This window comes from Arthrobacter sp. 10N44_2, assembly GCF_056394385.1.
Genome location: NZ_JBFTHT010000003.1, coordinates 315,088 through 336,909 on the forward strand (window position 1 = coordinate 315,088; position 21,822 = coordinate 336,909).

The 21,822-nt window shown below is 68.3% G+C and carries 16 protein-coding genes, 2 tRNA genes and 1 pseudogene; 15 read left to right on the forward strand and 4 right to left on the reverse strand.

Going from position 1 to position 21,822, the window contains the following annotated elements; all coding sequences use genetic code 11:
* Nucleotides 1-152: 152 nt before the first annotated feature.
* From AC1DBX_RS05945 to AC1DBX_RS05985, 9 genes are all read left to right on the forward strand, one after another.
* On the forward strand, nt 153-2,939 hold the full coding sequence (locus AC1DBX_RS05945; RefSeq protein WP_476931271.1) for an ABC transporter permease: 2,787 nt from the start codon (nt 153-155) through the stop codon (nt 2,937-2,939).
* Nucleotides 2,936-3,703, forward strand: coding sequence for an ABC transporter ATP-binding protein (locus AC1DBX_RS05950; RefSeq protein WP_018773527.1), 768 nt, complete (start codon nt 2,936-2,938; stop codon nt 3,701-3,703). The genes AC1DBX_RS05945 and AC1DBX_RS05950 overlap by 4 nt, the downstream gene beginning before the upstream one ends.
* Before the next feature lie 9 nt (nt 3,704-3,712).
* A complete protein-coding gene (metG, locus tag AC1DBX_RS05955; RefSeq protein WP_476931272.1) occupies nt 3,713-5,272 on the forward strand; it encodes a methionine--tRNA ligase in 1,560 nt (519 codons plus the stop codon).
* A 213-nt stretch (nt 5,273-5,485) separates the two neighbouring features.
* Nucleotides 5,486-6,538 (forward strand): 3-isopropylmalate dehydrogenase, encoded by a 1,053-nt coding sequence (locus AC1DBX_RS05960; RefSeq protein WP_476931273.1) that lies wholly within the window; start codon nt 5,486-5,488, stop codon nt 6,536-6,538.
* A 150-nt stretch (nt 6,539-6,688) separates the two neighbouring features.
* Nucleotides 6,689-7,801, forward strand: coding sequence for a branched-chain amino acid aminotransferase (locus AC1DBX_RS05965; protein ID WP_476931274.1), 1,113 nt, complete (start codon nt 6,689-6,691; stop codon nt 7,799-7,801).
* Between the two features lie 115 nt (nt 7,802-7,916).
* Nucleotides 7,917-8,714 carry an MBL fold metallo-hydrolase gene (locus AC1DBX_RS05970; protein WP_476931275.1) on the forward strand — a complete coding sequence of 266 codons (798 nt, stop codon included), beginning with the start codon at nt 7,917-7,919 and terminating at the stop codon, nt 8,712-8,714.
* A 5-nt stretch (nt 8,715-8,719) separates the two neighbouring features.
* Entirely contained in the window at nt 8,720-9,496 is a 777-nt protein-coding gene (locus tag AC1DBX_RS05975; RefSeq protein WP_476857798.1) for a fumarylacetoacetate hydrolase family protein, read from the forward strand.
* Between the two features lie 117 nt (nt 9,497-9,613).
* A complete protein-coding gene (gene gltX, locus AC1DBX_RS05980; RefSeq protein ID WP_476931276.1) occupies nt 9,614-11,131 on the forward strand; it encodes a glutamate--tRNA ligase in 1,518 nt (505 codons plus the stop codon).
* Between the two features lies 1 nt (nt 11,132).
* Nucleotides 11,133-11,858 carry an HAD family hydrolase gene (locus AC1DBX_RS05985; protein WP_476858779.1) on the forward strand — a complete coding sequence of 242 codons (726 nt, stop codon included), beginning with the start codon at nt 11,133-11,135 and terminating at the stop codon, nt 11,856-11,858.
* A 37-nt stretch (nt 11,859-11,895) separates the two neighbouring features.
* On the opposite strand, the gene AC1DBX_RS05990 is transcribed toward AC1DBX_RS05985, so the two are convergent.
* Nucleotides 11,896-13,260 (reverse strand): hypothetical protein, encoded by a 1,365-nt coding sequence (locus AC1DBX_RS05990; RefSeq protein WP_476931277.1) that lies wholly within the window; start codon nt 13,258-13,260, stop codon nt 11,896-11,898.
* A 345-nt stretch (nt 13,261-13,605) separates the two neighbouring features.
* Here AC1DBX_RS05990 and AC1DBX_RS05995 point away from each other — a divergent pair.
* The 4 genes and pseudogenes from AC1DBX_RS05995 (at nt 13,606) to AC1DBX_RS06010 (ending at nt 17,472) form a co-directional block, all read left to right on the forward strand.
* A tRNA-Gln gene (locus AC1DBX_RS05995) sits at nt 13,606-13,677 on the forward strand.
* 129 nt (nt 13,678-13,806) lie between these two features.
* Nucleotides 13,807-13,879, forward strand: a tRNA-Glu gene (locus AC1DBX_RS06000).
* Between the two features lie 170 nt (nt 13,880-14,049).
* Nucleotides 14,050-15,823, forward strand: a pseudogene (locus tag AC1DBX_RS06005) (dynamin family protein).
* Nucleotides 15,820-17,472: a GTPase gene (locus tag AC1DBX_RS06010; protein ID WP_476931278.1), complete on the forward strand. Its 1,653-nt coding sequence runs from the start codon at nt 15,820-15,822 to the stop codon at nt 17,470-17,472. The pseudogene AC1DBX_RS06005 and the gene AC1DBX_RS06010 overlap by 4 nt, the downstream one beginning before the upstream one ends.
* 34 nt (nt 17,473-17,506) lie before the next feature.
* Here the strand turns inward: AC1DBX_RS06010 and AC1DBX_RS06015 are convergent, their stop codons facing one another.
* Together AC1DBX_RS06015 and AC1DBX_RS06020 are read right to left on the reverse strand one after the other, a co-directional pair.
* Nucleotides 17,507-18,043, reverse strand: coding sequence for a DUF1697 domain-containing protein (locus tag AC1DBX_RS06015; RefSeq protein WP_230008516.1), 537 nt, complete (start codon nt 18,041-18,043; stop codon nt 17,507-17,509).
* Between the two features lie 13 nt (nt 18,044-18,056).
* Complete coding sequence (locus tag AC1DBX_RS06020) at nt 18,057-18,776, reverse strand: IclR family transcriptional regulator (RefSeq protein WP_026266447.1); 720 nt, start codon at nt 18,774-18,776, stop codon at nt 18,057-18,059.
* 130 nt (nt 18,777-18,906) lie between these two features.
* Here AC1DBX_RS06020 and leuC point away from each other — a divergent pair, with 130 nt between their 5' ends.
* Nucleotides 18,907-20,361 (forward strand): 3-isopropylmalate dehydratase large subunit, encoded by a 1,455-nt coding sequence (leuC, locus tag AC1DBX_RS06025; protein WP_223916419.1) that lies wholly within the window; start codon nt 18,907-18,909, stop codon nt 20,359-20,361.
* A gap of 89 nt (nt 20,362-20,450) precedes the next feature.
* Nucleotides 20,451-21,053, forward strand: coding sequence for a 3-isopropylmalate dehydratase small subunit (gene leuD, locus AC1DBX_RS06030; RefSeq protein WP_018773513.1), 603 nt, complete (start codon nt 20,451-20,453; stop codon nt 21,051-21,053).
* A gap of 178 nt (nt 21,054-21,231) precedes the next feature.
* Here leuD and AC1DBX_RS06035 read toward each other — a convergent pair.
* Nucleotides 21,232-21,822 (reverse strand): HNH endonuclease (locus AC1DBX_RS06035; protein WP_476931279.1); only part of this gene is annotated, 591 nt, incomplete at its 5' end.

Sequence of the window (21,822 nt, forward strand, 5' to 3'; positions counted from 1 at the left end):
AGGCCGGCCGGTCTGCGTACAATGGCTAGGACCGAATTTCGGGTCTTGGCCGGCAGACCGGCCTTTACTTTTGCACGCCCGGCACGGGACGCCTTCACTTCCTCAGGAAATGAACTGCGGCGTGCGCACGCAATCCAGCTTTCAGGAGCCCAATGAACGCCGTCCAGAGGTTCATCAGAAGCAGAGTGCTTTTGCTGACCGCGTCCATTTTGATCGTGGCCATGTGCCTGTCCGTGCTCGTCCAGGGTCAGTCCCAGGCGGCGCTGAGCAGGACCGTGGACCAAAACTCCCGGGGGCTCTATGACGTCCTGGTGCAGGCCAAGGCGAAGGATAACGGCGGCCTGATGCAGCCGGACATCGCCACCGGCCAGGGCGGCATCAGCTTCGAGCAGCTGGATTCCATCCGCAAGCTCTCCGGCACCTCTGTGGCCGCCCCCATCAGCCTGGTCTCGCGTGTGACGCAGAACCTGGAGTCGCCGCGGCTGGACGCCACCGACTACCTGGGCTTCAACGCGGGCCTCGCGGGCACCTCCGGCGACCCGACCGCCACGGATCCGAGCAAGTGGCCGGCCGCGGAATCGGTACTGAGCGACACGCCAAAGAAATACCGCCTCACGGCCAGCGCCGTCAGCTCCGACGGCCACTCCGACCAGACCCTGTTCAAGACCACGGCCGAGGGCTCCCTCGGAAAGGCGAAGCTGGTCGAGGAACAGGTCGACGGCGGCAAGAACGTCCGCATCCAGGGCCCGGAGGGCGAGACCGGCATCAAGTTCCCCACCCCGGCCGGCGGCTCCGAGCACAACCTCTTCAACCTCTCCGTTTCCCTGCCGATGGCCCCGCAGGTGACCGAGTCCGTCGTCGCCGTCGACCCCGTCTCCGAACGCGCGCTGCTCGGCACGGCCGGTGACTTCCTGTCCCCGCTGGAGAAGGCGCCGCCCGCGGACGCCCGCAACGCCGGCGCGATCGGCCGGCACTTCGAGAGCCTCTTCACCAACGGCATCAGCATGGACGAACTCAAGGAAGGCCCGGACTTCCTCGGTGTCAAGCTCAAGTACTGGGCACCGCTGATGACCCAGTACCAGCAGGCCAAGCGCGACGGCCAGCTCACCGACGATTCGCAGGCCATCCCGCTGATCGTGCGCTCGGGCACCGCCCTGGACCTGAAATACTCGGTCAAAATCGAGGAAATCGACGACTCCGGCAACGTCACCAAGGACGTCGGCACCGTGACCCGCTCGCTGGACAAGGACTACCTGCCGTTCGTTTCCAAGTCCCCGTTCGCCCTCGCCTGGCCCGGGTCCAAGGACCTCTCCCAGCTCATGGGCGACACCGGATCCTTCGGCCAGGGCCTCTACAACCCGGCCACCTGGACCACCAACTTCGCCGCCGCCCCGACATACAAGGACGGCGAAACCGCCGCCAACGGCGCCGTTGACAAGAGCGCCACGCCCGGTGACTGGGTCACCGTGAACCGGCTGCCGGACAAGGCCGCCAACGGCGAATCCGTCGACCAGACCCAACGCGAACCTGTAGACGAGCGCTCGTACCGCCAGAACCTCGAAACCGGCAAGAAGCTGGCCACGCCGCTGGCCATGGTCTACGGCACCTTCGACGCCGCGAACGTGAAGGAAGCTGCCGGCGACGTCAACCGGCTGCCCCTGGGCGGCTATGACCCCGCGCCGTTCACCCTGACCAAAGACGCGTCCGGCAAGGACGTCAACACCGAACTCAAGCCGTCGCTGAGCGCCACGGGCCTGGTCAGCCAGTCCGCCGGAGCCATCACCGACTACTACGGCCTCGCCGCCGCCCGCGGCTACGATGCGAACGCCAACGTGATCGACGCCGTCCGGGTCCGCGCCAAGGTCCCGGGCAGCTGGAAGCAGGCGCAGCCCGAGGTGGAGAAGCTCGCCAACGAGATCCGCGACATGGGCCTGCAGGCCACTGTGGTGGCCGGTTCGGCCCGCGAAGACGCCAGCATCGCCGTTCCCGGCTACTCCAAGGACGACGCCGGCAAGGAATCGCCGCTGGGCACCGTGCAGCAGTCGTGGGTCCGCCAGGACGCCGCGGACGCCGTGTCCGGCTCGCTGACCGCCACGAACCTGACCCTGCTGTTCCTGACCCTCTGCGGTGCTGCCCTCCTGACCGGTGCCTCCACCGTCAGCTACATCCGCAAACGGCGCAGCGAGGCCGGTACCCTGCGCGCCATGGGCTGGACCCAGCGCAAGATCCGTTCCTGGGTGCTGGCCGAATTCGGCGTCGGCGCCGCGCTGCTGGCCGTCGTCGGAATCGTCCTGAGCCTGATCAGCTGGAGCACCGCCACCGCGGTGGTCTCGGCGTCGGTCCTGGTGCTGTACGCCGGTGCCGCGTTCATCGCGGCGCAGCAGCTGCGCCACCGCGACGTCGTGGACCAGGAGCCGCAACACGATGAACGGCTCATCGCGGTCGATTCCCCGCTGACCTTCGCCAACCGGCAGCTGAGCACCAACAAGTTCAACACCATCTCGCTGGCCGTTGCCGTCGGTGTCTTCGCCGCGGCCGTCGGCGGACTCGTCGCCCTGCTGATCGACATTCCGCGGGCCGCCGGCGCCAGCGCCCTCAGCGGGCTGGCCGCGGCCAGCATCGCCCTGCCCAGCATCATCCTGGGCGTGTCCGGTGTTGCCGTCGGGCTGCTGCTGACCATGGTCACCGGCCGCTTCGAGCTGCAGGCCAAGCGCCAGTACCTGGGCACGCTGCGGGCCATGGGCTGGAACCCTGACATGCTGGGCCAGGTCCGCTTCTTTGAAAACGCCATGGTGGGAACCGTCGCGCTGCCGCTGGGTGTTGTGGGCGCCCTCGGCATCGGCCTCCTCCTGGCCCCCTACGCCGCGCTGTGGGCCGCAATTGCCGGTCTCGTAGCTGTACTTTGCTGGATTCCGATTGCAACGAAAGTGGTCCAATGACTAACGAGCTGAACCTTGACCGGGAGGCACACGACCGGATGACCGCCAGCACCCGTCGCGGTGCGCACAAGACCCGCGCCAACACGATCGTGAAGGCCACGGACCACGCCACCCCGCTGGAACTGAGCAACATCACCATCCACTACGGCGGCGGCAAGGGCGGTGCCGAGGCCGTCAACGTCGTGGACGACTTCAACATGACCCTGCACGCCGGCGAAATGCACTGCGTCGCGGGCCGCTCCGGCTCGGGCAAGACCAGCATCCTGACCGTCGGCGCGGGACTGACCCTGCCGACGTCGGGCCGGGTGTTCTGGGAAGGCGACTCGCTCGAGACCATGGGCGACGACGAGATCGCCGACCGCCGCCGGGCCCTGATCGGCTACGTCGACCAGGGCGGTGCGCTGATCGACGGGATGAGCGCGCTCGAGAACGTCCTGCTGCCCGCCGTGCCGGACGGCGAGGTCGAGAAGCGCCGCGACATGGCCAAGGACCTCCTGGACCTCGTGGGCCTGGGCCGGCGCATGCGCCACCGTCCGGCGCAGCTTTCCGGCGGTGAACGCCAGCGCGTCGCGATCGCCCGGGCGCTCATCCTCGGCACCCGCGTCCTGGTGGTCGACGAGCCCACGGCCAGCCTGGACCGGGCCGCGGCCAACCGCATCATCAGCATCCTCAAGGACACCACCTCGGACGGCATTGCCGTGCTGGTGGCTTCACATGACCACGAACTGGTCCGCCAGAGCGATACCCTCACAGAACTGATCTAGATTTAGACCGTGACTTCAACTGACAAGACCCCGTTCTACATCACCACGGCCATCACGTACCCCAACGGGGTGCCGCACATCGGCCATGCGTACGAGTACATCGCCACCGATGCGATGGCCCGGTTCAAGCGCCTGGACGGGTACGACGTCTTCTTCCTGACCGGAACTGACGAGCACGGCATGAAGATCGCCCAGACCGCCGAGAAGGAAGGGCTGGCGCCCAAGGATCTGGTGGACCGGAACGCCGAGATCTACAAGGCGGCGCACGCGGCCCTGGGGGTCTCCTACGACCGTTTCATCCGCACCACGGACGCCGACCACTACGCGGCGTCGCAGGCCATCTGGAAGAAGATGGAAGCCAACGGGGACATCTACCTGTCCAAGTACGAAGGCTGGTACTCGGTCCGCGACGAGGCGTTCTACGTCGAGGACGAGACCGTGGTCAAGGACGACGGGATCCGCTACTCACGCGAATCCGACACCGAGGTCACCTGGACGGCCGAGGAGAGCTACTTCTTCCGGCTCTCCGCCTATCAGGACAAACTGCTGGCGCTCTACGAGGCCCACCCGGAATTCGGTGCCCCGCAGTCCCGGTTCAACGAGGTCATCAGCTTCGTCCGGCGCGGTCTGGAGGACCTGTCCATCAGCCGCACCACGTTCGACTGGGGCGTTCCCGTGCCCGGCAACGACAAGCACGTCATGTACGTGTGGGTCGATGCGCTGACCAACTACCTGACCGGCGTCGGCTACCCGGACGTCGACTCGGACTCCTTCAAGAAGTTCTGGCCGGCCGACGTCCACGTGATCGGCAAGGACATCTCCCGCTTCCACGCCATCTACTGGCCGGCGTTCCTCATGAGCGCCGGACTGGAGCTGCCGAAGCGGATCATGATCCACGGCTTCCTGCAGAACAACGGCGTCAAGATGTCCAAGTCGCTCGGCAACGTGGTGGCCCCCGCGGACTTCGTGGCCCAGTACGGCCTGGACCAGGTGCGCTACTTCTTCCTGCGCGAGGTCCCCTTCGGCGCCGACGGCAACTACAACCACGAGGCAATCGTGGGCCGGATGAACTCCGACCTCGCCAACAACTTCGGCAACCTGGCCCAGCGGTCGCTGTCCATGGTGGCCAAGAACTGCGAGGGCCGCGTGCCCGCGCCCGGCGCATTTTCCGCCGAGGACACCGCGATTCTGGCCCAGGCCAACGGACTGCTTGACGCCGCCCGGGCCGCCTTCGAGAAGCAGGAGTTCAGCCGCGCACTGGAGGCCATCTGGGCTGTCCTGGGGCACACCAACGCCTACTTCGCCGAGCAAGCCCCGTGGGTGCTGCGCAAGACCGACGTCGAACGCATGAACACGGTGCTCTACGTGACGCTCGAGGTGCTGCGGATCGTCGCGATCCTGGCCCAGCCGGTCATGCCGGTGGCGACGGCGGCGATCCTGCACACGCTCGGCCAGCCCGAGGGCGCGGCCCGCCAGTTCTCGGCCCTGGGCACGCCGATCGCCGCCGGCACGGAACTGCCCGCCCCGGCCCCGGTGTTCCCGAAGTACGAGGAACCCGCCGAAGCCTGAGCCCCTGCGGCCCTGACGCCCCCGCAGATCCGGCGGCGTTTCGAGTGACGCTCCCGCACTTCCGTTCGGAAGTGCGGGAGCGTTTCGCTTTTTGCCGCAGGAAGTGCGGGAGCGTTTCGTCTTTTCCTGCCGAAAGTGAGGGAGCGTCGGTAGGGGTGATCGAATAGTGAGACAACTTGACCAGAATGTGGATCACTTGGCTACGCTGAAAATATGAGCGCATCCACGATTGATCTGGCAGTCATCCCGGGCGACGGCATCGGCCCGGAGGTCACCGCCGAAGCCCTGAAGGTCCTTGAAAAGGCCGCGGCCGCAGAAGGGATCGTGCTCCAGCAGACCCACTACAAGCTGGGGGCGGAGCACTGGCTCGCGACGGGGGAGACCCTCCCCGCGGCCACCCTCGCCGACCTCCGCACCCGCGACGCCATCTTGTTCGGCGCCGTCGGCGCGGCCCCCGGCGACACCCGGATCCCCTCCGGCATCATCGAGCGCGAGCTCCTGCTGAAGCTGCGCTTCAGCCTGGACCACTTCGTCAACCTGCGGCCCTCCCGCCTGTACACCGGCGTCGGCAGCCCGCTCGCGAACCCCGGCGAGATCGACTTCATCGTGGTCCGCGAAGGCACCGAGGGCCCCTACGTGGGCAACGGCGGCACACTCCGCGCCGGCACCCCCCACGAGGTGGCCACCGAGGTGTCCCTGAACACCGCCCACGGCGTGGAGCGCGTGGTCCGCGACGCGTTCCGCCGGGCCAACGACCGCCCCCGCAAGAAGCTCACCCTGGTGCACAAGCACAACGTCCTGGTCTTCGCCGGCCAGCTCTGGAAGCGCACGGTCGAGGCCGTGGCCCAGGAGTTCCCCGACGTCACGCACGACTACCTCCACGTCGACGCCGCCACGATTTTCATGGTCACCGATCCGGCCCGCTTCGACGTGATCGTCACCGACAACCTGTTCGGCGACATCATCACAGACCTCGCGGCGGCCGTGACCGGCGGGATCGGCCTCGCCGCCTCCGGCAACCTCAACATGGACCGTACCGCGCCGTCCATGTTCGAACCGGTCCACGGGTCCGCCCCGGACATCGCCGGCCAGCAGAAGGCCGACCCCACCGCCGCCATCCTCTCCGCGGCGCTCCTGCTCGACCACCTCGGCTTCGCCACCGCTGCCCGGAAGATCGAGGCGGCCGTCACGGCCGACGTCGAAGCCCGCGACGGCGCCGTCCGCACCACCAGCGCGATCGGCGACGCCATCGCGGCGGCGCTGTAGGCCCCGGCTGCATTTCCTGCACGGCAGGCGCCGCAGACGCCGCAAAACCGTGCTGCCAACGGGCGTAAGCTTGTTTCGAATCACCAATATGCTGCCGTGGTCCGAGGGTGAACCACGTTCCCACACCAGGCAGCCGATCGTGGAGGAACCATGACTCAGACTGCCCATGGCGTCGAATTCACCCAGCACCTGTCGGAGACCCCGAAGTCTGCTGAAGAGCGTGCCGCCATCCTGGCAAACCCGGGATTCGGCGACTATTTCACCGACCACACCGCGATTGTGGACTACAGCGTCGACGCCGCCGGCAACGGCGGCTGGCACGACGCGCGCGTTGAGCCCTACGGCCCGATTTCCCTCGACCCGTCCGCCGCCGTGCTGCACTACGGCCAGGAGATCTTCGAGGGCCTCAAGGCCTACCGCCACGCCGACGGCTCGGTCTGGACGTTCCGGCCCGAGGCCAACGCCGCCCGGCTGAACAAGTCTGCCCGGCGCCTGGCCCTGCCCGAACTCCCGGAAGAATACTTCCTCGGCGCCATCCGCGAGCTCGTCGCGGCAGACAAGGACTGGGTCCCCGCCGGCGACGGCGAAGCCCTGTACCTGCGGCCCTTCATGATCGCCACCGAGGCGTTCCTGGGCGTGCGGGCAGCCCGCGAGGTCTCCTTCCGCGTGATCGCCTCCCCGGCCGGCAACTACTTCGGCGGCGAACTCAAGCCCGTCTCCATCTGGATCTCGCGCGAATACGCCCGCGCCGGCCGCGGCGGAACAGGCGCCGCCAAGTGCGGCGGCAACTACGCTGCCTCGCTGATCGCCCAGCAGGAGGCCGAGGCCAACGGCTGCAAGCAGGTCCTCTTCCTGGACCAGTTCAACGACAACGCCGTCGAGGAACTCGGCGGCATGAACGTCTTCTTCGTCATGAAGGACGGCTCGCTCGTCACCCCCGCGCTCTCCGGCACCATCCTGGAAGGGATCACCCGGATGTCCGTGATCCAGGTGGCCCGGGACATGGGCCGGGAAGTCACCGAACGCAAGATCACCCTGGATGAGTGGCGCGACGGTGTTTCCTCCGGAGACATTGCCGAGGTCTTCGCCTGCGGCACCGCCGCGGTCATCACCCCCATCGGTGTGCTCAAGGACGCCACCGAGTTCATCGGCTCCGAGGACGCCAAGGCGGGGGAGACCACCCTGGCCATCCGCGCCCAGCTGCTCGGGATCCAGACCGGCACCGTGGAGGACACCCACGGCTGGCTGACCCGGCTGGCCTAGCCACAGAACGTCTTAGTGCACGACGGCGGTCCCCACCTTCGGGTGAGGGCCGCCGTCGGCGTCTGTGGTCCCGGGCTGGGGCCAACGGCGCCCGATTCAATGCAAGGATGGGTCCGTGACCTCCGAGACATCCCGCGGCATTGTCCGCAGCAGTGAGCTGACCCGGTTCCGCCTCGCCCCGAATCCGGGCCCCATGAGCCTGGATGGAACCAACTCCTATCTCATTGCCGCCCCGGGGGCGGCGGCAAGGGTCGCCGTCGACCCCGGGCCCCTCGACGGGCCGCACCTTCAGGCGCTGGCCGGCGAGGGACCGGTCGAACTCATCCTGATCACGCACCGGCACGCAGACCATACCGCGGCCGCCGAGAGGTTTTCGGCCTTGACGGGCGCACCGGTCCGGGCCGCGGACCCCGCCCACTGCCACGGTGCACCCCCGCTGCAGGACGGCGAAACCATCCGGGCGGCCGGAACTGACATCCGGGTTCTGGCGACGCCGGGCCACACTTCGGATTCGCTGTGCTTCCACCTGCCGCAGGACGGCCCGCACGGCTCGGTGCTGACCGGGGACACGATTCTGGGCTCCGGAACCACGGTGCTGGACTACCCCGACGGCACCCTCCGGGACTACCTCGACTCGCTGGACCGGCTCGAACGCCTTGGGCCAGCCACGGTGCTGCCGGCCCACGGCCCGGTGCTGCCGGCCCTGGACGCCGTCGCCCGCGCCTACCGGGACCACCGGCGGGGCCGGCTCGGACAGGTCCGGGCAGCCCTCGCGGCACTGGGCGCCGACGCCGATGTCCGCGCCGTCACGGACGCCGTGTACGCCGACGTCGACCCCTCCGTCCGCCGCGCCGCGGAGCTCTCCGTCGCAGCGCAGCTGGACTACCTGCGCACCGAGGGGACGGTAGGCTAGGAACCATGCGTATCGCCCGGTTTGTAGTCGATTCTGATCCCCTCTACGGCATCGTGGAAGGTGAGCCCGGCAGTGAGGAAGTCACTGTCATCAAGGGCGACCCCTTCTTCCACGGCGTGGAACGAACCCCCATGAAGCACAAGCTGGAGGACGTCCGCCTGCTGGCGCCGATCATCCCGCGCAGCAAGGTGATCGGGGTTGGCCGCAACTTCGCGGAGCACGCCCGGGAACTCGGCAACGAGGTCCCGGCACAGCCGCTGCTGTTCCTCAAGCCCAACACGTCCGTGATCGGGCCCAACGATCCCATTGTCCTGCCGGAGTTCTCCGAGGACGTCTCCTTCGAGGCCGAGCTGTGCGTCGTCATTGGCCGGATCTGCAAGGACGTGCCCGAGGACCGGGTCGATGATGTGATCTTCGGCTACACCTGCGGCAACGACCTCACCGCCCGCGACGTCCAGAAGACGGACCTGCAGTGGGCCCGGGCCAAGGGCTTCGACACCTCGGCCCCGCTCGGGCCGTGGATCGAGACCGAGCTCGACACCGAGGACCTGCAGATCCAGGGCCGGCTCAATGGCGAACTGCGCCAGGACGGCAGCACCAACCAGATGATCCGCGGCGTCCGGGAGCTCGTCTCCATCGTCTCGCAGGCCTTCACCCTGCTGCCCGGCGACGTCATCATGACCGGTACCCCGGCCGGCGTCGGCTCCGTGCAGGCAGGCGACCGCTACGAGGTCGAGATCGAGGGCATCGGAAGGCTCTCCAACCCGGTGGTCCGCCGCTAACGGTTCTTCGCGCCGATTTCAGACAGCCGCCCCGTGGATCCACGGGGCGGCTGTCCGTTTCCGCAGCGGAAATCCGGACAAGTGGCGGTTGTAGAGATTGGTAATGTTGGTACCACTATGACTACTGCTCCCAGCTCCGCCCTTGCTGCCTCCACCGGTGAAGTCACCGCTGACACCCCGGTCCGTGTCCGGTTCTGCCCGTCACCCACGGGGACCCCGCACGTCGGCCTGATCCGCACCGCCCTGTTCAACTGGGCCCACGCCCGGCACACGAAGGGCACCTTTGTGTTCCGGATCGAGGACACGGACGCGGCCCGCGACTCGGAGGAGAGCTACCAGCAGCTGCTCGAGGCCCTCAAATGGCTCGGCATCACCTGGGAAGAGGGCGTGGAAGTCGGCGGCCCGCACGAGCCCTACCGCCAGTCGCAGCGCCTGGACCTCTACAAGGACGTCGTGGCCAAGCTGATCGACGCCGGTTACGCCTACGAGTGCTACTCCTCGCCGGAAGAAGTTGAAGCCCGCCACCGCGCCGCCGGCCGCGACCCGAAGCTCGGCTACGACAACTTCGACCGCGAACTCTCCGAGGACCAGCTCGCCGCGTTCAAGGCCGAGGGCCGCCAGCCTGTGCTGCGCGTGCGGATGCCCGACGAGGACGTCACGTTCACGGACATGGTCCGCGGCGAGATCACCTTCAAGGCCGGCAGCATCCCGGACTACGTCATTGTCCGCGCCGACGGCTCCCCGCTCTACACCCTGGTCAACCCGGTGGACGACGCCCTCATGGGCATCACCCACGTGCTCCGCGGCGAGGACCTGCTCTCCTCCACGCCCCGTCAGGTGGTGCTGATCCAGGCGCTGATGGACATCGGCGTCGCCAGCTACATGCCGGCCTTCGGCCACCTGCCGTACGTCATGGGCGAGGGCAACAAGAAGCTCTCCAAGCGCGACCCCCAGTCCAACCTGTTCCTGCTCCGGGACCGCGGCTTCATCCCCGAGGGCCTGCTGAACTACCTGTCCCTGCTCGGCTGGAGCCTCTCCGCCGACGAGGACATCTTCACCGTCGATCAGCTGATCGAGCACTTCGACGTCAACGACGTGCTGGCCAACCCGGCACGCTTCGACATCAAGAAGGCCGAAGCCATCAACGGCACCCACATCCGCATGCTCGGCGCCGAGGACTTCCGCGGCCGCCTGGTGCCCTACCTGCAGGCCGCCGGCTTCGTGGGGGAGAGCCTCACGGACCGCGATGAGGAGATCCTGGCCGAGGCCGCACCGCTGATCCAGGAGCGCATCTCCCTGCTGGGCGAGGCCCCCGAAATGATCGCGTTCCTGTTCAAAGCCGACGACGCCATCGACGTCGCCGACGACGCCCGAAAGGGCCTGCCGGAGAACCTCACCGAGGTGCTCGACGCCGCCCTGGCCGCCCTGGAGCCCGTTGCCGACTGGACGGCCGAGAACATCCAGGCCGCCCTGAAGGAAGCCCTCGTGGAAGGCCTCGGCGTCAAGCCGCGCCTGGCGTTCGGCCCGGTCCGCACGGCTGTCTCGGGCCGGCGGATCTCCCCGCCGCTGTTCGAGTCCATGGTCATCCTGGGCAAGGATTCCTCCCTGGCCCGCCTGCGCGCTTTCCGCGGCTGACATGCTGGCAGCGGGCCTGGACGGCGGCGCTGTCCAGGGGGTTCTGTTCGACATCGATGACACCCTCGTGGACCTCGAATTCGCCATGACGGCGGCCCTCCGCGACGTCAGCGAGCACCTCCTGCCCGGCCTGGACGAGGCCGGGTGGGAGAGGTTCGGGCGGATCTTCACCCGCGAGACCACCCATTTCTACGACCGCTACCTGGCCGGCGAGATCACGTTCAATGAACAGCGCCTGCTCCGCGGCCGGGCGGCGCTGGGGTACTTCGGCGTCGAACTTGCCGACGGCGAACAGGCCCACCACTGGGTGAGTTCCTACGCGAGCCGCCAGCACGGCTACATCCGGGCGTTCGACGACGTCGGGCCCCTGCTGGACGCCCTGGACGCGGCCGGCATTCCCTACGGCGCCGTGAGCAACAACGTCCACGACTATCAGCGAGTGAAGCTGGATGCGGCCGGGCTGGAACGGATTACCGTTCTGGTTGGCACCGACACCGTTGGCGCCGCAAAGCCGGACCCGGCGATCTACCTCGAGGGTGTCCGGCGGATCGGTACGGGTCCCGGCCAAACGCTGTACGTCGGTGACAACCGGCTGCTCGATGCGGAAGGTTCGACGGCGGCCGGCCTCCTCGGCGTCTGGCTGAACCGCGGCGGGGAACCGGCCCCGGGCTTCCTGGGCCGCGAGGTCGGCTCCCTGCTGGACCTGCTGGCGCAACCCCCGCTGTAACGGGCGCCGCAACCGGCGCTGCAACCGGCACCGGAAGTTACCGTGGTCCGGCCTGCCTCTTCCGCAGCGCCAGGAAGGCGCCAACGGCGCCAAGGGCCAGCACTGCGACGAGTCCCAGTGCCGTGGCGGCGTCGGACTGCCGGAGCAAGCTGGTGGGCGACACCGAGGCAGCTCCGGAATACAGCGTGCCGGTGCCATCGGCAATCCGGGCGTTGCCGTCCGCGAGCTTGTCCGCCCCCGTGGCCAGCTGCGAGGAGCCGGACGCCAGCCTGGTGCTGCCGGCCGAGAGTTCTGAGGCGCCGGAAGCCAGGGCCTGGGAGCCGCCCAGCAGGCCGGGGTTGGCAGGATCGGCCGGATTGCCCTTGATCCCGGCGTTCAGGGCCACGGTTCCGTCGGCCAGGCGAGAGCTGCCCTCGGTCATCCGGGCGGCGGCCTTGAGCAGGCCCGGGTGCTCGGGGTCGCCGGGGACCCCGTCCATCCCGACCCGGATCTTGGACGTGCCGTCGGCCAGAAGCCGGGTGCCAAGCACCACGCCCGGGCTGCCGGGGTCCTGGCTGTTGAGCTTCCCGGCCAGCGTCGCGAATCCGGCCTTGAGCTTGCCCGTTCCTGCGTTCAGCTGGCCCGCGCCGTCCTGCAGCCGCTGCGCGCCGGCCTGCAGCTGGCTGGCACCGGCGTCGAGCTTGTGCGCGCCCGCGGTGATCTTGGCGATCTTGTCCTTCACCACCGAAAGCGGAACGAGCCCCTTGACCGGGTCATCCGCCGCCGCCTCCAGCAGTTCCAGCGCCTGAGCCAGGGCCGCGGTCCCGGTTCCGGCCTCCGGATTGCCGTTGGCACCGCGGTAGCCCTTGAGCTGGTCCGTGCCGCCGGCCAGCCGGGCAGCGCCGCCGTCGAGCCGGGTGGCCCCGTCGGCGAGGTTGTTCTCTGCGTTGCCCGCCGGCGTCGGCGTCAGCGCGGCCGAAAGCTGCACGGCCCCCGCCGCGAGCTTCTGCGCACCGTCGTCGACTTTGTAGACGCCGGGGGCCAGCTTGCTGGTGACCTCGGCTTCGATCTTGACGGCACCTTCGGCCAACTGGCCGGCACCGGCCTGGAGCTTGTCCGCCCCGGGTGCCAGCTGGGTGCTGATGCCCGAGGAGATCTTTTCCGCCCCCGCGGAAAGTTTTCCGGCCCCGGTATCGGCCAGGCTGGCGCCGTTGGCGAGTTTCCCGGCGCCGTCGTCCAGCTGGCCGGCTCCGGCGGACGCCTGCGCGGCCCCGTCCTTGAGCTTGGCCGAACCGTCCGTGATGCGGCCCGTGACGAGGGTATAGAACCCCAGCAGGGCCATGAGCAGCAATGCCAGGGTGGCGATGGCGATTTGCTGCGCACGGGTCAGGGTCTTGCTGATAGCGGCACGACTCTGTGGCACATGATTCCTCTCGACGTTCCCGCCGGCAGCGGCTCTGCTGTCGGCCACCCCAGCAGCTGTGACGCAGCTAACACCGGAAAATGAGCGCAAAGCTGCCCGCAACGGAGTGGGGGAGGGGTGGTTACTCGTTGGTAACTTACCGAGCGTAAACGTGTTTCCGCCGGATTGGCAAGGGCTGGCGCGGGTATTGCCGCCATCGACGCCGCGCGCGGCCCGCCCCGGCGGCCCGATCCCGCCGCCGTGCGCCCGATTTGTGGAAGTGAAAACTCTCGGGTAAAGTAATTACTCGTGCTGAGGCGCCGGGAGCGAGGGTTTAGGCCCAAACATCCGGAGCAAAAGTGCCTTTGGGATATGGTGTAATTGGCAACACTACGGTTTCTGGTACCGTCATTCTAGGTTCGAGTCCTGGTATCCCAGCTCTGAAGTTCCGCGGGTTTCCGCTGAAATTCGGAAGTTTTGAATCGGCTGGTCCGATTTGAAACGGCGGCCAAATGTATGAAACAATCATTTGGCTTGAATGGCAGAAATGCTGTTCAGGAAGTACGCGGCCCCATCGTATAGCGGCCTAGTACGCTGCCCTCTCACGGCGGTAACGCGGGTTCGAATCCCGCTGGGGTCACAATGAAAACGGTCCCGGGCATCAGCCCGGGGCCGTTTTTCGTTTTCCCCGATGGCTGGGCTTCCAGGCGAGACTCGTCCGCCGGCGTATTGCCGGGCGCTCCGAGTCCCGCTAGGCGCTGCGCATGGCGCTTTGGTTCCGCGCAGCGGCGCCCCCGCAGGAACCACGTTCTGAACTGGCATGATGATGCAGTGAGCTCCCATGAAACCGGCCCCGGGGCCGCAACAGGCGTGGCCCTCCTGGAGGCAGTGCGGCAGGACCTCGCGGCCCTCCGGCTGCCGCTCGCCCTGCCCGGGACGGACCAAACCCGTCTGGACCTTCGAAGGGCCGTGGCTCAACTCGATGACTACATCCTGCCCCGGTACCGCAGCCTCGACGCGCCCCTGCTGGCCGTGGTGGGCGGTTCCACCGGGGCCGGAAAATCCACCCTGGTCAACGCCCTGGTGGGCCACCCCGTCACGCGGGCCGGTGCGATCCGCCCCACCACCCGCCAGCCCATCCTGCTGCACCATCCCGCCGACGCCGCCTGGTTTGAGGGCCAGCGGGTGCTGCCGGCCCTGGGCCGCATCCGGGGTGCCCTCGTGGACGGCCGGGCGCCGGCCCCGGCTGATGCGGCGTTGGATCCCGGCCCGGTGACCTCCCTGCTCCTGGTATCCGACTCCGCGGTCCCGCCCGGAATCGCCCTGGTCGACGCGCCCGACGTCGACTCCATTTCCGAGAACAACCGGCAGCTGGCCGGGCAGTTGCTTGCCGCCGCAGACCTCTGGGTGTTTGTCACCACAGCCAACCGGTATGCCGACGCCGTGCCCTGGCGCCTGCTCCTGGATGCGGCCTCCCGCGACATCATGGTGGCCGTGGTCCTGGACCGGGTGCCGCCGGCGGCGGAAGCGGAGGTTAGCGCCGATCTGCAGGCCATGCTCAGCCGGGAAGGGCTGGGGGCCGCCAAACTGTTTGTGGTTCCGGAGCTGCCGCTGGATGCCGCGGGGATGCTTCCGGCAGAGGCCGTCGAGCCGCTGCGCGTTTGGCTCGGGAAGCTGGCCGGGGACGCCGCGGGACGGGCCGGAATCGCCCGGCGCACCCCTCAACGGCACCCTCCTCGCCCTCGCCCACCGCGCCGACGTGGCGGAGCGGGCGCTGTCCGAACAGCAGCACGCAGCCGATGTTCTCGCAGCCGACGCCCGCAACGCCTATGACGACGCCGTAGCCAGGATCCTCGAGGCCACCCGCGACGGCGCACTGCTGCGCGGCGAAGTGCTGGCGCGCTGGCAGGACTTCGTCGGGACCGGGGAGTTCTTCCGCGCCATGGAACAGAACATCGGACGCTTCCGTGACCGCGTGGGCGCGTTCGTCCGGGGTGAACCGGCGCCTGCGGTCAGGGTGGAAACCGCGATCGAAACGGGACTGCAGGCGGTCATTGTCGATCAAGCCGCCAAGGCCGCCGAGCACGCCGACCAGCGGTGGCGTTCAGACCCCGCCGGAAGGCAGGTGCTGGGCACCGACGATCTTTCCGGTGCCTCCGAGGGCTTCGCGGATGCTGTGGCGGCCGAAATCCGCGCTTGGCAGGGGAGCCTGATGGAACTCATCCGCACCGAAGGCCAGGGCAAGCGCACCCAGGCCCGCTGGTTGTCCTTCGGAATCAACGGCCTCGGCGCTGCCTTGATGATTGTGGTGTTCTCCATGACCGCGGGCCTGACCGGGCTTGAGATCGGAGTTGCCGGCGGCACCGCCGTCGTGGGTCAGCGCCTCCTGGAGGCAGTATTCGGGGAGGACACCGTCCGCCGGCTTGCCCGGACCGCGCGCGAAGACCTGCATCTGCGGTGCCAGGGCCTGCTGGCTGCGGAGTGCCGGCGGTTCTTGACCCGGCTGGAGGTCGACGGCGGCGTGCCGCCCTCAGCCATTGCCGGGCATGCGGCGGCACTGCGCCGGCTGGCGGCCACGTCATGAGCCGTCATGGGGCCGCCCGCGAGACGTCCCAGCTCGATCGCAGACTGGAAGCGCTCAACAGCGCCACGGAGCTCGCATCCGGAGTCCTCCCGGAGGAGATCCTGGCCGGTGTCCTGCAGGTGCTCGACCGCGCGAGTTCGCGGCGGTCGCTGTCCGGAGACCACACGGTGGTCGGGTTTTTTGGAGCCACCGGCAGCGGCAAGTCCTCGCTTTTCAATGCCGTAAGCGGCGAGGAGATCGCGACGGCGGCCGTGCGCAGGCCGACCACCACCGAGCCGCTGGCGGGCATTTGGGGCGTCCAGGGCAGCGATGCGCTGCTGGATTGGCTGGAGGTCCGAAAGCGCCACGCTGCGGCACCGATCAAAGGGTTCGCCGACGACGACACCGGGCTGATCCTTCTGGACCTGCCGGACTTTGACTCGACCAGGGCCGCCAACCGTGAGATTGTGCAGCGGATGGTGGGCCTGGTGGACGTCCTCGTCTGGGTCCTCGATCCGCAGAAATATGCCGACGCCGCCGTGCACAACGATTTCCTGGCACCGCTGTCCTCGCACGGGGCCGTGACGATCGTGGTGCTCAACCAAATCGACAGGCTCCCGGAGCACGAGGTCCGGCCGGTCCTGGAATCCCTCACAGCTATCCTGGCGCGGGACGGGCTGGACAAAGTTCAGGTCCTCGGGGCTTCCGCCGTGCTGGGGACGGGGGTGGACAAGGTGCGGGCCGCGATCCGGCAGGTGGCGATGCAGCGTAAAGCGATGTCACAGCGACTTGCGGCAGATGTCACGCTGGCCGCCGCCCGGCTTGCCGAGGCGTCCGGCCTGCCCACGGGTGGCACGACGGCCGCTGGTGGCGGGACGGCCGCAGGTGCGACGGCCGCGGCCAAGGCCCGGCTGGCGGGGGAATTGGCTGTGGCCGCCAATGTGCCGTTGGTGGTCGACGCCGTCGCCCGGTCCTATCGGCTGGAGGCAACCCGGCGCACGGGCTGGCCGGTGACCCGCTGGCTGGCCAGATTCCGGCCGGATCCGCTGCGGCGTCTGAACCTGCGCCGCGAGGGCGCCAAGCCTGAGCTGAACCGGACCTCGCTGCCGCCTGCCGGGGCGCCGGAACAGGCGCGGACCGATGCCGCCGTCCGGGAATTCGCTGAGGCGGCGTCCGCCGGTGCCCCTGGCCCGTGGCGGGCGGCCATCCGCGGCGCCGCCCGGGAAGGAAACGACCGGCTGCCGGATGCACTGGACCAGGCAATTGCCTCCACAGAGTTGTCCGCTGGCAGGAAGTCCTGGTGGTGGGGTGGGTTCAACGCGGTTCAGTGGCTCGCCTTGGTGACGGCCCTGGCCGGGTTCGCGTGGCTGGGAGTCCTGGCTGCGCTCGGCTACCTGCAACTGCCGGTGCCAGAGGTCCCACGGGTCCAGGGCTGGCCGGTTCCTACCGTGATGATCGCCGGGGGAGTGCTGCTGGGCATCGTCCTGGCGATTGGGGCGCGGTTCATCTCCGGAGCCGCGGCAGCGTCACGCAGTGCCGTGGCACGGAAGCGACTGACAGCCGCCGTCGCCGCCGTCGCGGGGGAACTCGTCGTGGCGCCCGTGGAACGTGAGCTCAGCCGCCTGGCGAAGCTCACGGCCGCGCTGAAGGCCGCCGCGGGTCGGCAGTGAGCCGTCCGTGCGGGGCCGGCCGGATGCGGCCTGCCTAAATCCCGGCCGCGGCGTCGCGGACCTTGATCATGGTGCGGAGGTTGCGTGTGGTGGTGGCAGCCTTGTACTTCGCCTTCGAGGAGAGCTTGCTGAAAGGGCTGTCCAGAGTGCCGCCGGCGGGGGCGAGCCAGGCCAGGGCTTCCGGGCCCAGCCGGGTGAGCTCGGCCCCGTCCAAGGCCCTGCCTGCCTCGAGCAGCTCCGAGAGGACCTCTTCATCAGAGGCGAGCGTCAGGTACGTATGGGTGGACGCGTCGTCGGCCGGGTAGGGGCAGGCCTCCACCAGGGCTGCCACACGGCCCGCGGTGAGCACCACCACCCAGGCGTCGTAGCCGAAGGTTTCCCGCAGGCACGCCTCGAATTCCTTTTTGACGCCGGCCGGATCCAGCTCGCTGGCCAGCACGACGTTGCCGCTGGCCAACAGGGTCACGACACCCGAAAATGGCCGGGACTTCAGGGCGTTCTTGAGATCGGCCATCTTGATATTGATGCCGCCCACGTTGATGCCCCGCAGGAAGACCGCATAGCTGTTCATGGGCACAGCATACTTAGTCGTTGGTCTTGCGCAGCGCTTCCGTCAGGACACGGCCGGCGTTGCAGACGACTTCGGCGTGCAGGCGCCCCGGTTGGCGGGTCAGGCGCTCGATCGGGCCGGAGATGGACACCGCGGCAATCACGCGGCCGGACGGCCCGCGGACGGGGGCCGAAACGGAGGCGACACCGGGCTCGCGTTCGCCGAGGCTCTGGCCCCAGCCCCGGCGTCGTACTCCGGCCAGGACGGTGGGGGTGAAGCGGGCGGACTGGAGGCCTTCCAGGAGGCGGTCGTGGTCCTCCCACGCCAGCAGCACCTGGGCGGCGGAGCCGGCCTTCATGGACAGCTGGGTGCCGACGGGGATGGTGTCGCGCAGCCCGATCGGGCGTTCGGCGGAGGCCACGCAGACGCGCCAGTCACCCTGGCGGCGGAAGATCTGGGCGCTTTCGCCGGTGGCGTCGCGCAGCTGCATGAGCACGGGGCCGGCGGAGGCGATGAGGCGGTCCTCGCCGGCGGCGGAGGCCAGTTCCACCAGACGGCTCCCGAGCACGAAGCGGCCCTGGATATCGCGGCTCACGAGCCTGTGGTGCACCAGCGCGAGAGCCAGCCGGTGCACGGTGGGCCGGGCCAGTCCCGTGGCCGCCACGAGCTGCGCCAGGGTGGTGGGGCCGGCCTCAAGTGCGTCAAGCACATGGGCCGCTTTATCGATGACACCGACTCCACTAGAATTGTCCATGTAATGATATTGACGTCTCATTATCTGAGATGCAAGTCAACGCGCTGGCGTATTACTTGGCTGTGCTGGTTCAGTGGAGGAGATAGTCCGTCGGAACGCACAATACTTACCGCAGTGAAGGGAGCAGGCCGTGGCAAAGACACTGGCCGAGAAGGTCTGGGACGCGCACGTTGTGCGCAAGGGGGACGGCGAAGGAGCCAACGCCCAGCCGGATCTCCTCTTCATTGACCTCCACCTGGTGCACGAGGTGACGTCGCCGCAGGCCTTTGAAGGTCTGCGGCTCGCCGGCCGCAAGCTGCGCCGCCCGGACCTCACCATCGCCACCGAGGACCACAACACTCCCACGCTGGATATCGACAAGCCAATTGCCGATCTCACCAGCCGGACCCAGATCCAGACCCTGCGCAACAACTGCCAGGAGTTTGGCGTCCGCCTGCACTCCCTCGGCGACGCCGAACAGGGAATCGTGCACGTGGTGGGCCCCCAGCTGGGCCTCACACAGCCCGGCATGACCGTGGTCTGCGGTGACTCGCACACCTCAACCCACGGCGCCTTCGGAGCGCTCGCCATGGGCATCGGCACCTCCGAGGTGGAGCACGTCATGGCCACCCAGACGCTGTCCCTGAAGCCGTTCAAGACCATGGCGATCAATGTTGAGGGCACGCTGCGCCCCGGCGTGAGCGCCAAGGACATCATCCTGGCCGTCATCGCCAAGATCGGCACCGGCGGCGGGCAGGGCTACGTGCTGGAATACCGCGGCTCCGCCATCCGTGCGCTGTCCATGGAAGCCCGGATGACCATCTGCAACATGTCCATCGAGGCCGGCGCCCGCGCCGGGCTGGTGGCTCCGGACCAGACCACGTACGACTACATGCACGGCCGCCCGCATGCGCCCGAGGGCGCCGACTGGGATGCCGCCGTCGAATACTGGAACACGCTGCACACCGACGACGACGCAGCGTTCGACGTCGAGGTGGACCTCGACGCCGACACCCTGGAACCGTTCGTGACGTGGGGAACCAACCCGGGCCAGGGCGTGTCGCTGTCCGCAAAGGTGCCCTCGCCCGATGACTTCGGCGATGAGAACGCCAAGGCCGCCGCCGAACGCGCCCTGCAGTACATGGGGCTCGAGGCCGGCACCCCGATGAAGGACATCCGGGTGGACACGGTGTTCCTGGGCTCCTGCACGAACTCCCGGATGGAGGACCTCCGGGCCGCCGCCGACATCATCCGGGGCCGGACCAAGGACCCGGCCGTGCGCATGCTGGTGGTGCCCGGCTCCGCCCGCGTCCGGCTCGAGGCTGAAGCCGAGGGCCTGGACAAGGTCTTCAAGGACTTCGGGGCCGAGTGGCGCTTCGCCGGCTGCTCCATGTGCCTGGGCATGAACCCGGACCAGCTGGAGGTGGGGGAGCGCTGCGCCTCCACGTCCAACCGCAACTTCGAGGGGCGCCAGGGCAAGGGCGGCCGCACTCACCTCGTCTCGCCCGTGGTCGCTGCGGCGACGGCAGTCCGAGGCACCCTGAGTTCGCCGTCGGATCTGGACCCTGCTCCGGAGTCCGCGGCGGTCCGAGTCGGCGCCGCGTAGTCTCCGCCTTTCCCGCCCAGATCCGAAGCCTCGATCCATACAGTTTCGATCCATACAGTTTCGATCCACACAGTCCCGAAGGATCCGCCATGGAAAAGTTCACCACTCACACCGGAATCGGTGTCCCGCTGCGCCAGAGCAACGTCGACACGGACCAGATCATCCCCGCCGTGTACCTCAAGCGCATCACGCGCACCGGCTTTGAGGACGCGCTCTTCGCCGCGTGGCGCAAGGACCCGTCCTTCATCCTGAACCAGGCGCCGTTCAATGCAGGATCCGTTCTGGTGGCCGGTCCCGACTTCGGCACCGGCTCCTCCCGCGAGCACGCCGTCTGGGCGCTGAAGGACTTCGGCTTCAAGACGGTCCTGTCCTCCCGCTTTGCCGACATCTTCCGCGGCAACTCCGGCAAGCAGGGCCTGCTTGCCGCCGAAGTCGCCCAGGATGACATCGAGCTCATTTGGAAAGAACTTGAAAACGCCCCGGGTACCGAGGTGACGGTGGACCTCGTGTCCAAGACCGTGCAGTGCGGCAACATTGTGGCGCCGTTCGAGATTGATGACTACACGCGGTGGCGCCTCCTCGAGGGCCTGGACGACATCGGGCTGACCCTGAAGCACGAACCCGACATCACCGCGTACGAGGCCACCCGGCCTTCCTTCAAGCCAAAGACGCTGCCCGCCCGGTTGTCCTAAAGTTCCATACCTGAGGCTCCTGACCTTAGGCTCCTGACCTTAGGCTCCTGGGCCGAGGGCCGGGGCCCAGTGATGCGCCTGGCACTGCGCCTGGTGATGTGCCGCCGTCGAGTTGTAAGACTCGACGGCGGCACTCGTGTTTGTGCGGTGCTCATGTTTTGTACGGCCTTCATCGCGCTTAGGCCGCCGCGACGGCAACGCGTTTGCGGCTCTTGAGGGCCTTCGCCCGAATCCGGATCAGGTGAAGCTGGCGGGAACCGGGCTCGGAGCCTGGCTGGTCTGCGGCTGGTGGCCGAAGCGGTGTTCCGGGCAACGGTGGTGCGGTGGAGTGGTACGTGTGGCCGGTGGGGGTGGTGAGTTCGAGGGTGTGCCTGCTGCCGCTGCCTCTTGCTGCGGGGACGGTCCGGGCAGTCCAGCCGGGGGTTTCTTTGGTGTGGTTGCAGGCTTCGCAGAGTCCGGCGCCGTTGGTGCTGGTTGTTTCACCGCCGGTGTGCCAGGGAATGATGTGGTCCAGGTGGCGGATGGGCGCGTCGCAGTAGGGGGTGCGGCAGGTGTCGTCGCGGGCCTGGATGAAGCGGCGGTGCCCGGGTGGGAAGAGCCGGGCGCGGGAGTCCATCCCCACGAGCTCCCCGCTCCCGGGGTGGGTGTAGAGCCGCCGGAGCCAGAGGTTGAACGCGGGGTCATCGCCGCTCCCTCCGGTGCCACCCGGTCCAGGGCGACCACTGTGCCCCGGACCGCCGGACTGGCCGTCACCGTTTCTGTCCGTGTT

Bases quoted from the DNA above. Each gene is read 5' to 3' on its own strand.
- AC1DBX_RS05945 (WP_476931271.1), top strand. From the start codon at position 153: ATGAACGCCGTCCAGAGGTTCATCAGAAGCAGAGTGCTTTTGCTGACC.
- AC1DBX_RS05950 (WP_018773527.1), top strand. From the start codon at position 2,936: ATGACTAACGAGCTGAACCTTGACCGGGAGGCACACGACCGGATGACC.
- AC1DBX_RS05960 (WP_476931273.1), top strand. From the start codon at position 5,486: ATGAGCGCATCCACGATTGATCTGGCAGTCATCCCGGGCGACGGCATC.
- AC1DBX_RS05965 (WP_476931274.1), top strand. From the start codon at position 6,689: ATGACTCAGACTGCCCATGGCGTCGAATTCACCCAGCACCTGTCGGAG.
- AC1DBX_RS05975 (WP_476857798.1), top strand. From the start codon at position 8,720: ATGCGTATCGCCCGGTTTGTAGTCGATTCTGATCCCCTCTACGGCATC.
- gltX (WP_476931276.1), top strand. From the start codon at position 9,614: ATGACTACTGCTCCCAGCTCCGCCCTTGCTGCCTCCACCGGTGAAGTC.
- AC1DBX_RS05985 (WP_476858779.1), top strand. From the start codon at position 11,133: ATGCTGGCAGCGGGCCTGGACGGCGGCGCTGTCCAGGGGGTTCTGTTC.
- AC1DBX_RS06010 (WP_476931278.1), top strand. From the start codon at position 15,820: ATGAGCCGTCATGGGGCCGCCCGCGAGACGTCCCAGCTCGATCGCAGA.
- AC1DBX_RS06015 (WP_230008516.1), bottom strand. From the start codon at position 18,043: ATGAACAGCTATGCGGTCTTCCTGCGGGGCATCAACGTGGGCGGCATC.
- AC1DBX_RS06020 (WP_026266447.1), bottom strand. From the start codon at position 18,776: ATGGACAATTCTAGTGGAGTCGGTGTCATCGATAAAGCGGCCCATGTG.
- leuD (WP_018773513.1), top strand. From the start codon at position 20,451: ATGGAAAAGTTCACCACTCACACCGGAATCGGTGTCCCGCTGCGCCAG.